12 protein-coding genes and 1 riboswitch are annotated in these 11,078 nt (G+C 68.5%); of the genes, 9 read left to right on the top strand and 3 right to left on the bottom strand.

Annotated elements, in window-relative coordinates; all coding sequences use genetic code 11:
- Nucleotides 1–118: 118 nt before the first annotated feature.
- The 3 genes from E8D38_RS10895 to E8D38_RS10885 form a co-directional block, all read right to left on the bottom strand.
- Nucleotides 119–1,120: a transporter gene (locus tag E8D38_RS10895; RefSeq protein ID WP_140629169.1), complete on the bottom strand. Its 1,002-nt coding sequence runs from the start codon at nucleotides 1,118–1,120 to the stop codon at nucleotides 119–121.
- A 135-nt stretch (nucleotides 1,121–1,255) separates the two neighbouring features.
- Nucleotides 1,256–1,600 (bottom strand): HU family DNA-binding protein, encoded by a 345-nt coding sequence (locus E8D38_RS10890; protein ID WP_140629164.1) that lies wholly within the window; start codon nucleotides 1,598–1,600, stop codon nucleotides 1,256–1,258.
- Between the two features lie 120 nt (nucleotides 1,601–1,720).
- Nucleotides 1,721–2,296 (bottom strand): TMEM165/GDT1 family protein, encoded by a 576-nt coding sequence (locus E8D38_RS10885; RefSeq protein WP_140629161.1) that lies wholly within the window; start codon nucleotides 2,294–2,296, stop codon nucleotides 1,721–1,723.
- A gap of 14 nt (nucleotides 2,297–2,310) precedes the next feature.
- Nucleotides 2,311–2,521, bottom strand: a riboswitch (yybP-ykoY riboswitch).
- 205 nt (nucleotides 2,522–2,726) lie between these two features.
- On the opposite strand from E8D38_RS10885, the gene E8D38_RS10880 reads away from it, so the two are divergent.
- From E8D38_RS10880 to tssE, 9 genes are all read left to right on the top strand, one after another.
- Nucleotides 2,727–3,416 (top strand): response regulator transcription factor, encoded by a 690-nt coding sequence (locus tag E8D38_RS10880; protein ID WP_140629156.1) that lies wholly within the window; start codon nucleotides 2,727–2,729, stop codon nucleotides 3,414–3,416.
- Nucleotides 3,413–5,275: a hybrid sensor histidine kinase/response regulator gene (locus E8D38_RS10875; protein ID WP_140629151.1), complete on the top strand. Its 1,863-nt coding sequence runs from the start codon at nucleotides 3,413–3,415 to the stop codon at nucleotides 5,273–5,275. Before E8D38_RS10880 ends, E8D38_RS10875 begins: the two co-directional genes overlap by 4 nt.
- Before the next feature lie 136 nt (nucleotides 5,276–5,411).
- The gene (gene tssA, locus E8D38_RS10870) at nucleotides 5,412–6,422 is read left to right on the top strand and encodes a type VI secretion system protein TssA (RefSeq protein WP_140629146.1); all 1,011 of its coding nucleotides are present in this window, start codon (nucleotides 5,412–5,414) and stop codon (nucleotides 6,420–6,422) included.
- 46 nt (nucleotides 6,423–6,468) lie between these two features.
- Nucleotides 6,469–6,984: a type VI secretion system contractile sheath small subunit gene (gene tssB, locus E8D38_RS10865; protein WP_140629143.1), complete on the top strand. Its 516-nt coding sequence runs from the start codon at nucleotides 6,469–6,471 to the stop codon at nucleotides 6,982–6,984.
- 32 nt (nucleotides 6,985–7,016) lie between these two features.
- A complete protein-coding gene (gene tssC / locus E8D38_RS10860; RefSeq protein ID WP_140629139.1) occupies nucleotides 7,017–8,507 on the top strand; it encodes a type VI secretion system contractile sheath large subunit in 1,491 nt (496 codons plus the stop codon).
- Nucleotides 8,508–8,651: 144 nt separating this feature from the next.
- Nucleotides 8,652–9,137 carry an Hcp family type VI secretion system effector gene (locus tag E8D38_RS10855; protein WP_140629133.1) on the top strand — a complete coding sequence of 162 codons (486 nt, stop codon included), beginning with the start codon at nucleotides 8,652–8,654 and terminating at the stop codon, nucleotides 9,135–9,137.
- Between the two features lie 119 nt (nucleotides 9,138–9,256).
- Nucleotides 9,257–9,745: an Hcp family type VI secretion system effector gene (locus tag E8D38_RS10850; RefSeq protein ID WP_140629127.1), complete on the top strand. Its 489-nt coding sequence runs from the start codon at nucleotides 9,257–9,259 to the stop codon at nucleotides 9,743–9,745.
- Nucleotides 9,745–10,563: a type VI secretion system accessory protein TagJ gene (locus tag E8D38_RS10845; RefSeq protein ID WP_181179051.1), complete on the top strand. Its 819-nt coding sequence runs from the start codon at nucleotides 9,745–9,747 to the stop codon at nucleotides 10,561–10,563. The genes E8D38_RS10850 and E8D38_RS10845 overlap by 1 nt, the downstream gene beginning before the upstream one ends.
- 4 nt (nucleotides 10,564–10,567) lie before the next feature.
- On the top strand, nucleotides 10,568–11,074 hold the full coding sequence (gene tssE / locus E8D38_RS10840) for a type VI secretion system baseplate subunit TssE (RefSeq protein WP_140629121.1): 507 nt from the start codon (nucleotides 10,568–10,570) through the stop codon (nucleotides 11,072–11,074).
- Nucleotides 11,075–11,078 lie beyond the last annotated feature (4 nt).

Below are 11,078 nucleotides of genomic sequence, written 5' to 3'. Positions count from 1 at the left end.
GCGCTGCTCTTGGCTCAACTCGATCGTCGCGTCTTCACGCAGGTGCATCGTCGTTCTCCGGCCGTCAATGTACCGGAGGACATGCAAGATCAATGCAAGTTATTTCTGCGACAGGACACTAGTCCCTGCGGCGGAAGGCCAGCCAGCCCGCCACGGCGGTGAACACCGCCACCAGCAGCACGACGACCAGGAAGCCGTGGGCATATTCGGCGAACGGGATGCCGCCCACGTTCATGCCGAAGAAGCCGGTCGTGATGTTGATCGGCAGCGCCAGCACGGTGACCATCGTCAGGGTGAACAGGCTTCGGTTGGTCTGCTCGCTCACCTGCGCGGCGATCTCTTCCTGCAGGAGCTTGATGCGCTCCTGCAGGGCCCCGAGGTCGCGAATCACCAGCGAGAACTCCTCGGTGGCCTGGCGCAGTTCGTCCAGGTCGCCCTCGGCGACCCAGGGTGGCGGCTGTCGAAGCAGGCGGAACATCGCCGCGGGTTCCGGTGCCAGCAGCCGTTGCAGGCGCACCAGCACGCGCCGCAGCTTGCCCAGCTCGGTGCGCTGGTGCTTCAGGCGGCCGTGCAGCAGGCTGTCCTCGATGCCGTCGACCTTCAGCGTGGCCTCGCGCACGATGCGGGTGAGCACGTCGCCCTGGTCCTTGAGCAGATGGTTCAGCAGGTCCACCGACGAGCTGAACTGCGTGCCCTGCTTGACCGCCTCGCGCAGCCGGTCGATCGAGCGCAGCGGGTGGGCCCGCGCGCTCACCGCGATGCGCCGGTCCACGCTCATCCACAGCGTCGCGATCTCCGAAGGGTCGAAGGCGAACTCGTAGGCCACGTCGTTGATCACGGCGACGAGCTGGTCCTGCGCGTCCTCGATGCGCGTCGAGCGCGACCCCTGGCGCAGCGCCTCGAAGAATTCCTCCTGCAGCGGCAGGTGCTGTCGCATCCACGGCAGGGCAGAGGTGTCGGTGAGGTCGAAGTGCAGCCACAGGAAGCCATCGCCGGCACCCGGCTCGCCGGCGAGCCACTGCGTGGCGTCGGCCAGCTCCACCGGCGTGCCGCCCGCGCCGGGGACGAACCGGTAGCCGCACAGGAGTCCGTTCTGGCGCGTGCCGTATGAAAAGGCCATGACAGTGGTGTGTTGGGGTCGGGGTGAGCGCTCGGGTGGGCCCGCGCATCATGTCGATCCTGCCTGGCTCCCGCAAGGCGCAGAGAAAAGGGCCCCGCAGGGCCCTTTTCGTCTTGGTGGCCAGAGGCCTTGCGCTTACTTGCCGGCCTTCTTGGCCTTCTTGGCGGGAGCGGCCTTGGCCTTCTCGGCCTTGCGGGCAGCGGCCTTGGGGTCCACGGCGGCCTTGAAGGCAGCGCCTGCGGAGAACTTGGGCAGCTTGGCGGCGGCGATCTTGATCTTGTCGCCGGTGGCCGGGTTGCGGCCGGTGCGTGCGGCGCGCGAAGCCTGCTTGAAGGTGCCGAAGCCCGGCAGCGCAACGGTGCCGCCCTTCTTCACGGTGGTCACCACGGCGTCCAGCACGGTGCCGAGGATGCGGCCTGCTTCAGCCTTGCTCAGTTCATGTTTGCCGGCGATCAGCTCGACCAGTTCAGCCTTGTTCATTCGGTTTGTTTCTCAAACTTCACCCTGGATTGGGCGGCGCGCATTGTGCATCAGCCGGGAGGCCGTTTCGTTTTTGCCCTGTGCGGCAGGGGCCGTCCGGTGATCGGGGCTGCCTTGGCGTCAGCCCGGCAGGCTGCCCGCTGCGAGCAGGGTGGCCACTCCCAGCGCCGCGAAGATCAGCGCCGCGATGCCGTGCACCAGCTGCATCGGCACCTTGGCGGCAACGCGCTCGCCCAGGTAGACCGCCGGCACGTTGGCCAGCATCATGCCCAGCGTGGTGCCGGCCACCACGGCCAGCAGGTCGGGGTAGCGTGCGGCGAGCGCCACCGTGGCGACCTGCGTCTTGTCGCCCATCTCGGCGAGGAAAAAGGCCACCAGCGTGGTGCCGAACACGCCGAAGCGCGAGGCCGTTTCGGCACGGTCGTCGTCGATCCGGTCCGGCACCATCATCCAGGCGGCCATGGCGATGAAGGAGCAGCCGATGATCCAGCGCAGCGTGTCGGGCCCCAGCGCCTTGGCGACCCAGCCGCCCAGGAAGCCGGCGGCTGCATGGTTGGCCAGGGTGGCCACGAGGACGCCGGCGACGATGGGCAAGGGGCGCCGAAAGCGGACCGCCAGCAGCATGGCCAGCAGCTGCGTCTTGTCGCCCATTTCGCCGAGGGCGACCAGGCCGGTCGAAATGAAGAAAGCTTCCACGAGAGAGGGAGTCCAAGGGCCGCAGGAACACCATGACTGCACCGCTTCCCCGGCCCAACGAAGGAAGCTGTGCAGTCAAAGGTCTTGCCAGGCGGCGGGAAGGCACTCTGACGGGCCTTCCGGTCGGGCTGCTGCCGGCGCCATGGCTCCCCGGGCTGGGGCGCCAAGTGTGTTGACGCAGGCCCCTGCAAGCATGCAGGGCGGCTACTCCCCAATGACGAAGGCGCGAGTGTAGCGCCAGCCGGCGCGCGGCCCGCCGCAGGCGAATGGCGTGCCGTCCCCTCTTTGGGGGAAATTCCCTCCTTCCCAGGGTTGAATGGGTGCATCCGTCACGTGCCAGGCCTAAGATCGCCGCTTCACCAGACAAGTGTGTCCTCGCGTTCGTACCGTAGTTCCTGCGGCGCGGAGGTGTCAATCAGAGGAGGGCTCCATGCTTGCGACTGCCACACAACGTGCCGACGCCTCGTCGGCCGGTTCCGGATCGGGCCAGTCCCGCAAGGTGCTGCTGGTCGACGACCACGAGCTGGTGCGCTTCGGCGTCAAGACCCTCTACACCGAGCTGCAGGGCGTGCGGATCGACTGGCTCGAGGCCAGCTCGCTGCAGGAGGCGCTCGACATCTACACCCGCGAAGGCAACGTCGATGCGGTGCTGCTCGACCTCAACCTGGCCGACTGCAAGGGCCTTCAGGGCCTGCGGCAGTTCATCCAGGCGCATCCGACCGCGCGGGTCGCGGTGTTCAGCGGCACGCAGGACGAATTCGTGGTGCGCCAGGCCCGGGCGCTGGGAGCCGCGGGCTACGTGCCCAAGGGCGCCATGATGTCCGAGATGCGCACCACGCTGGCGGCGCTGCTGTGGCCGCAGGGCAGCCCCGAGGCGCGTGCACTGGCGCCCAACAGTGCGCTGTTCCCGCGGTTCCCGTCGTCGGCCATGTACGACCGCGTGGCTGAACTGGGCCCGCGCCATCTCGAGATCCTCGAACTCGTGCTGTCGGGCTGCACCAACCAGGAGATCAGCAACTCCATGGGGTTGTCGCTCGGCACGGTGAAGAACTACGTGTCGTCGCTGCTGCTGGCGCTGGACGTGAAGTCGCGCTCGCACATGATCAGCCTGTTCAGGTGACCACCCCACCGCCGCAGGTCCCGCCCGAAACGCTCGACACGCCTGCCCACGCGAGCAGCGAGCCGCGGGCCACCTTTGTGGCCGTCAATGGTGTCGCCGGCCGCGGCGACACCGATGCCTTCGATCCCCAGCGTTCCGAGCGGCGTGCCATCGAGCGCCGGCTGCGCGATGCGGCGGTGCATGCGGTGATCGACGCTTCCCCTGTGGTGCAGGCCATGGCGGCGATGGTGTGGATGGGTGCGGTGCTGGTGGCGCCGGCAAGCGCTGCGCGCACCGTCTGGGCCGTCTGCACCCTGGCCGCCGGCCTCGCCTGGGCTGCCATCCCCTGGGTGCTGCGGCGCCGGGCCCGCGTTGCCGGCGATACGCGCCGGCTGCGGCGCGCCTACCGCTGGCTGGGCGCGCACGGGCTGGCATGGCTGGCGCTGGCGCCCTGGCTGCCGGGCTTTGTGCAGCAGCCGCAGCAGGAGCTGCTCACGCTGCTGCTGGCCGGCCTCTCCCTCGTGGCGGCCGCCAGCCTTGCGCCGCTGCGGGTGCAGGCCGGCGTGGCGGCGGCGCTGCCGCTGTCTCCGGCGCTGGCGCTGTGGCTGGAGGAGGCGCAGTGGTGGCCCCGGCCGGTGGTCCTGGGACTGACGCTGCTGGCCCTGGCGGCGGCGGCCCTTTCGGTGTTGCGCAGGCGCGCCTGGCACAACATGGCCCGCGCGCTGATCGAACGCGACGACCGCATCCGGGCCGCCGAGGCCGAGCGCGACCAGGCCATCCGCGCCGACCAGGAGAAGAGCCGCTTCCTGGCCATCGCGAGCCACGACCTGCGCCAGCCGGTGCATGCGCTGGGGCTGTTCGCCGCCACGCTCGAGAAGCGGCTGCAGGGGTCGCCCGAGGAGCCGGTGGTGCGCAACGTGATGCGCTCGATCGACGGGCTGGACCGCTCGTTCAACGCGATGCTCGATGTCTCGCGGCTGGACGCCGGCACCATCGACCCGAACATCCAGCACTTCCCGCTGCGCGACCTGTTCCGGCGCCTGCACATGCACTTCGCCGGGCAGGCAGAACTGGCCGGGCTGGGGCTGCGCTTCTCGCCGGGCGGCAAGTCGGTCAGCAGCGACCCGCAGCTGCTCGAGCGCATCCTGGGCAACCTCATCCAGAACGCCATCAAGTACACCCGCGAGGGCGGCATCGTGGTGGTGGCGCGCACCACCAGCACGCATATCAATGTGGAGGTCTGGGACACCGGCGTCGGCATCGGGGCGGCCGACCTGCCCAGGGTGTTCGACGAGTTCTACCAGGCCGGCCGCGGCGAGCGATCGCGCGCGCAGGGCCTGGGCATGGGGCTGGCCATCGTCAAGCGGCTGGCGCGGCTGCTGGGCCACGGCCTCACCGTCGCTTCGCAGCCGGGGCGCGGCACCATGTTCCGCGTGGCCATCGCGCTCGGCGGGCTGGCCGAGATCCAGAACGTGACTGCCGCGGCCGACACCGTGCCGCTGCCGGCGCTGCAGCCGCGCACCGTGCTCGTCATCGACGACGAGGAGCCGATCCGCGAGGGCCTGTCCGTCCTGCTGCAGGAATGGGGCTACCAGGCCGTTGCCGCGGCGTCGCTCGAGGAGGCCGAAGCGGCGCTGCGCGCGCTGGAGCTGCCGCCCGACCTGGTGCTGTCGGACCTGCACCTGGGGCAGGGGCCCGACGGCATCGCGGTCATCGACGCGGTGCGCCGGCACTGCGGCTATGCCGTGCCGGCGGTGCTGATCACCGGCGACACCACCCACGAGGAGATGCGCCGCGCCACCGACAGCGGCCACCCGGTGCTGTTCAAGCCCGTGCAGCCGCGCAAGCTGCTCAACGTGCTGCGCGGGCTGGTGTCGTAGGGCAGCAGCTGTCGCGCGCCGCCGTCCCATCCCCCGGTTTGACGAGGCCCCCCGGCCGAAGTGACTTTCGACCACTGTGCCGGCGCCGCGGCACATCTAGAGTCCCCCAAGCCAACACAAACGCTCGGAAAAGCGCATGCCTGACTTCGATCTGGAGTCGCTACTGTCACCGCTGGGAGGCGATGCCCCGTGCGGTGCCGACCTCGAGTACGACGCTGCCTTCCTCGCCTTGCAGGAAGCTGGCACCGCCAAGCCCGAGCAGCAGTACGGCGACACGATCATTGCCGCGTCCGACCCCGACTGGCCGGCCGTGCGCGAGCAGGCCCTGGCGCTGGCGGCTCGCACGCGCGACCTGCGGGTGGCGGTGTGGCTGGCCCGCAGCGGCGCCCGCATCGAAGGGCTGGCGGGCGCGGTCGCCGGCCTCCGGCTGGTGCAGGGGCTGCTCGAGCAGCACTGGGAGCATGTGCATCCGCAGCTCGATGCCAGCGACAACAACGACCCCACTGCGCGCCTGAATGCGCTGGCCCCCCTGGTGCACCCGGGCGAGGGCCTGGCGGACCTGCGCATGGCCGGGCTTGGCGAGGCGCGTGGAAGCCTCACCGTGCGCGCGGTCGAGTTGACGCTCGGCCGTGCCGAGCCCGGTCCCGGCGAATCGGCGCCTTCCGAAGAAGCGGTGGTGCAGGGCGGCGTGGCCGCGCTGGCACAGGCGCCCGGCCTGACCGAGCTGCTGCGATCGGCCCATGCCGCGGCGGTGGGCATCGATGCGGCCATCACCGACCGCGTGGGCGGTGCGGCAGGGCCCGACTTCCGGCCCTTGCGCGCGTTGACGCAGGTACTGGCCGCGTTCGCCGACCGCCTGCAGGCCGAGACGGCCCCGCCACCCGGGGAAGCGGCGCCGGACGGCAGCGCTGCGCCGGGTGTGCCGGCGGCCGCGGGGCTCGGAGCCATCCGCACGCGCGAAGACGTGGTGCGCATGCTCGACAAGGTGTGCGAATGGGTCGAGCGCAACGAACCCAGCAACCCGGCGCCCCTGCTCATCCGCCGTGCGCGCCGCCTCATGACCAAGAACTTCATCGAGATCATGCGCGACCTCGCGCCAGACGGCGTGTCTCAGGTCGAGAACATCGCGGGCGTGGACCGCGAATAGACCGAGCCTTCATTCCAGCCGAGCGTTCTTCCAAGGAGCAGCAACCATGGCCACCAGCAGTCAGAAGTTCATCGCCCGCAACCGCGCGCCGCGCGTGCAGATCGAATACGACGTCGAGCTGTATGGCGCCGAGAAGAAGGTGCAGCTGCCCTTCGTGATGGGGGTGCTGGCCGACCTGTCGGGCAAGCCTGCCGAGCCGCTGCCGCCGGTGGCCGACCGCAAGTTCCTCGAGGTCGACGTCGACAACTTCGACTCGCGCATGAAGGCGATGAAGCCGCGGGTGGCCTTCCAGGTGCCCAACACGCTCACCGGCGAAGGCAACCTCAGCGTGGACATCACCTTCGAGAACATGGATGACTTCTCGCCGGCCGCCGTGGCGCGCAAGGTCGACGCGTTGAACAAGCTGCTCGAAGCGCGCCAGCAGCTGGCCAACCTCGTGACCTACATGGACGGCAAGACCGGTGCCGAAGAGCTGATCTCCAAGCTGCTGAGCGACCCGGCGCTCCTGCAGACGCTGGCGGCCAGCAAGAAGCCCGAAGAGGGCGCCGCCCCCGCCGCTTGACCGACCCCTCAGTGATCTAGCAGGAGAAAACCATGGCCGAGACCGAACAGCAGAAAGCCCTGGAGGGCGTATCGCTGGAGGGCAACGAGCTGGCGTCGTTGCTGCAGAAGGAGTTCAAGCCCAAGACCGACGAGGCCAAGAGCGCGGTCGAGCAGGCGGTGCAGACGCTGGCCGCCCAGGCGCTGTCGCAGACGCAGCTGATCGGCTCCGACGTGGTGAAGTCCATCGAGGCCATGATCGCCGCGATCGACAAGAAGCTGTCCGACCAGATCAACCAGATCCTGCACCACGCCGACTTCCAGAAGCTCGAAGGTGCCTGGCGCGGCCTGCACTACATGGTCAACAACACCGAGACCGACGAGTTCCTGAAGATCCGGGTGATGAACATCTCCAAGCAGGACCTCGGCAAGACGCTCAAGCGCTACAAGGGCACTGCCTGGGACCAGAGTCCTCTCTTCAAGAAGGTCTACGAAGAGGAATACGGCCAGTTCGGCGGCGAGCCCTTCGGCTGCATGGTGGGCGACTACTACTTCGACCAGAGCCCGCCCGACGTGGAGCTGCTGGGAGAGATGTCGAAGGTGTGCGCCGCCGCGCACATGCCGTTCATCACCGGCGCCTCGCCCACGGTGATGCAGATGGACTCCTGGCAGGAGCTCGCCAACCCGCGCGACCTGACCAAGATCTTCACCACGCCCGAGTACGCGGCCTGGCGCTCGCTGCGCGAGTCCGACGACGCCCGCTACATCGGCCTGGCCATGCCGCGCTACCTGTCGCGCCTGCCGTATGGCGCGCGCACCAACCCGGTCGAGGAGTTCGACTTCGAGGAAGAGACCGGCTCGGCGGACCACAACAAGTACACCTGGGCCAATGCCGCCTATGCGATGGCCACCAACATCAACCGCTCGTTCAAGATGTACGGCTGGTGCTCGCGCATCCGCGGCATCGAGTCGGGCGGTGCGGTCGAAGGCCTGCCGGCGCATACCTTCCCCACCGACGACGGCGGCGTGGACATGAAGTGCCCCACCGAGATCGCCATCAGCGACCGCCGCGAGGCCGAACTCGCCAAGAACGGCTTCATGCCGCTGGTGCACCGCAAGAACTCCGACTTCGCCGCCTTCATCGGGGCGCAGTCGCTGCAGAAGCCGTTCGAGTACGACGACCCGGACGCGACCGCCAACGCCAACCTGGCAGCGCGCCTGCCGTATCTCTTTGCGACCTGCCGCTTCGCGCACTACCTCAAGTGCATCGTGCGCGACAAGATCGGCTCGTTCAAGGAACGCGACGACATGCAGCGCTGGCTGCAGAACTGGATCATGAACTACGTCGACGGCGACCCGGCGCATTCGACCGAGCAGACCAAGGCACGCAAGCCGCTCGCGGCGGCGGAGGTGGTGGTCGAGGAGGTCGAAGGCAACCCGGGCTACTACACGTCGAAGTTCTTCCTGCGGCCGCACTACCAGCTCGAAGGGCTCACCGTATCCCTGCGCCTGGTGTCCAAGCTGCCGTCACTGAAGGCGGCTTGAACCGCGAGGCGCAAGGGCGCAACACAGAGTTTGTCTTGCAGATGTTGTGGGCAAGTCGGGGGCTGGTGTCGGGTCTGTCAACACCCCAAGCCGGCCAGCTTCCAGCAGCGGGGCTGGAATTCAAGGTAACCAGGAGGTTTGATCATGGCCGTAGACATGTTTCTGAAGCTGGGCGACGTCAAGGGCGAGTCCACCGACAGCAAGCACAAGGATGAAGTCGATGTGCTCGCCTGGAGCTGGGGCATGAGCCAGTCGGGCACCACCCACGTGGGCGGCGGCGGCGGCGCCGGCAAGGTGGCCGTGCAGGACATCTCGATCACCAAGTACGTCGACAAGGCGTCGGCGAACCTGATCCTCGGGTGCTGCAACGGCAAGCACTATGAAGAGGCGGTGCTCACCGTGCGCAAGGCCGGCGAGAAGCCGCTCGAGTACCTGAAGATCACGATGAAGGAAGTCATCGTGGCCAACGTCAGCACCGGCGGCAGCGGCGGCGAAGACCGGCTCACCGAGAACATCACGCTGAACTTCGCCGAGTTCAAGGTGGAGTACACGCCGCAGAAGAAGGACGGCACCGGCGACGCGGCCATCACCGCGGCATGGAACATCGCCGAGAACGTCGCCGCAGGCTGAGGCGGCCGTTTGTCGCGGCTGCGGCCCACCCGCCGCAGCTGCACGGCACATCCCGCGCTCCCGCAAGGGGCGCGGCATGTGCCGCCCCCGCATGAATGCACACACAGGCGGAAGCGACCATGGCCACGTCTTTCGGTGACATGTTCCTCAAGGTCGAGAGCGCGCGCTCGGGAGCGATCAAGGGCGAAGCCAACGACTCGGTGCACGCCGGCGAGATCGACGTGGTGGGCTGGTCGTGGGGCATGCGCTCGGCCAGCGCGATGGGCGGATCCGGCCCGGCAGCCAAGTCGTCGCTGGAGCTGCTCAACGTCGTCAAGCAGGTCGACAGCGCGTCCACCGGCCTGATGTCGGTGATGCGCAACAACGACCTCGTGAAGAAGGCGGTGCTGTCGGTGCGCAAGTCCGGCGGCTCGGCGCTCGACTACTTCGTCGTGACCATCGAGAACGGCCGCATCACCTCATACGACGTCGAAGCGGGCGGTGCAGAGAACCAGACCCTCATCGAGAAGGTGAGCTTCTCGTTCCAGAAGATCAACGTCGAATATGCCGGCCAGGACGAAAAGGGCCAGAAGAAGGGTGGCATGTCCTTCACTGCAGAGATCGAATGATGAGTGCCTTGTCTGAAGCCCAGGGCCTGCTGAAGGCCGGTGACCCCCAGGGGGCGTTGAAGCTGCTGCAGAACGAGGTGCGCTCGCGGGCGTCCGACCCGAAGCTGCGCATCTTCCTGTTCCAGCTGCTGTGCGTGCTCGGCCAGTGGGAGCGGGCCGCCACGCAGCTCGAGCTCTGCGGCGAGCTCGATGCCGGCACGCTGGCGATGGTGCAGACCTATCGCGAGGCGCTGCAGTGTGAGGCCCTGCGCAAGCAGGTGTTCGCCGGCAGCAAGGTGCCGATGATCTTCGGCGAACCCGAGGCCTGGCTGGCGCTGCTGCTGGAGGCGCTGCTGCGCGACGGCCGCGGCGAGACCGGCGAGGCCCGGCAGCTGCGTGAGCAGGCCTTCGAGCAGGCGCCCAGCAGCCGGGGCACGCTCGACGGCAAGCCGTTCGAATGGATCGCCGATGCCGACATGCGCCTGGGCCCGGTGCTCGAGGCGGTGGTCAACGGGCGCTACTACTGGGTGCCGTTCGACCGGCTGGCCCGCATCGACATCGAAGCGCCGGAAGACCTGCGCGACGCGGTGTGGATGCCCGCGCACCTGCAGTTCTCCAACGGCGGCGAGGCGGTGGCGCTGGTGCCCACCCGCTACCCGGGATCCGAGCTTTCGGAAGACGGCCTGCTGAACCTGGCGCGCAAGACCGAATGGCTGGAGCCGCTGCCGCAGTTCTACACGGGGCTGGGGCAGCGGGTGTTCACCACCGATGCCGGCGACTTCTCCCTGATGGACGTGCGCTCCGTCGAGCTGCAGGCCGGCGGGGCGGCAGAGGCCTGAGGCCATGGCCGAGCTCACACCCCAGGAACGCCTGCAGCCTGCCCTGCTCGACCGGCTGGCCGATGACGACCCGGCGCGTACCACCGAGCCGCGCGAGATGCGCGTCATGAGCAAGGCCCGCCTGCGCGAGGCGGTGCTGCGCGATCTGGCCTGGCTGTTCAACAGCACCCGCATGAGCGAAAGGATCGACTGGCCGCTGTTCCCGTTCGCCGAACGCTCGGTCATCAACTTCGGCCTGCCCGCGCTGTCGGGCACCACGGCGTCCACGCTCGACGTGCTCGACCTCGAACGCCAGGTGCGGCAGACCCTCGTCGACTACGAGCCGCGCATCATGCCCTCGACGCTGCAGGTCGAAGCCATCGTGAGCGACCTGCAGATGGACCATCACAACGTGGTGAGCCTGAAGATCAGCGGCCACCTGTGGGCCCAGCCGGTGCCCTTCGAGCTGCTGCTGCGCACAGAGGTCGACCTCGAGACCGGCCAGGTCGAGATCCACGACATCACCCGGTAGGCCC

The organism is Methylibium rhizosphaerae (assembly GCF_006386545.1).
In the GTDB taxonomy this organism is placed as follows: Bacteria; Pseudomonadota; Gammaproteobacteria; order Burkholderiales; family Burkholderiaceae_C; genus Pseudorivibacter; species Pseudorivibacter rhizosphaerae.
This window is presented reverse-complemented; position numbering and strand designations above follow the sequence as displayed.

Excerpts from the sequence above, each read along its gene's own strand:
- E8D38_RS10895 (WP_140629169.1), bottom strand. The coding sequence starts at position 1,120 with ATGGCCTTTTCATACGGCACGCGCCAGAACGGACTCCTGTGCGGCTAC.
- E8D38_RS10890 (WP_140629164.1), bottom strand. The coding sequence starts at position 1,600 with ATGAACAAGGCTGAACTGGTCGAGCTGATCGCCGGCAAACATGAACTG.
- E8D38_RS10880 (WP_140629156.1), top strand. The coding sequence starts at position 2,727 with ATGCTTGCGACTGCCACACAACGTGCCGACGCCTCGTCGGCCGGTTCC.
- tssA (WP_140629146.1), top strand. The coding sequence starts at position 5,412 with ATGCCTGACTTCGATCTGGAGTCGCTACTGTCACCGCTGGGAGGCGAT.
- tssB (WP_140629143.1), top strand. The coding sequence starts at position 6,469 with ATGGCCACCAGCAGTCAGAAGTTCATCGCCCGCAACCGCGCGCCGCGC.
- tssC (WP_140629139.1), top strand. The coding sequence starts at position 7,017 with ATGGCCGAGACCGAACAGCAGAAAGCCCTGGAGGGCGTATCGCTGGAG.
- E8D38_RS10855 (WP_140629133.1), top strand. The coding sequence starts at position 8,652 with ATGGCCGTAGACATGTTTCTGAAGCTGGGCGACGTCAAGGGCGAGTCC.
- E8D38_RS10850 (WP_140629127.1), top strand. The coding sequence starts at position 9,257 with ATGGCCACGTCTTTCGGTGACATGTTCCTCAAGGTCGAGAGCGCGCGC.
- E8D38_RS10845 (WP_181179051.1), top strand. The coding sequence starts at position 9,745 with ATGAGTGCCTTGTCTGAAGCCCAGGGCCTGCTGAAGGCCGGTGACCCC.
- tssE (WP_140629121.1), top strand. The coding sequence starts at position 10,568 with ATGGCCGAGCTCACACCCCAGGAACGCCTGCAGCCTGCCCTGCTCGAC.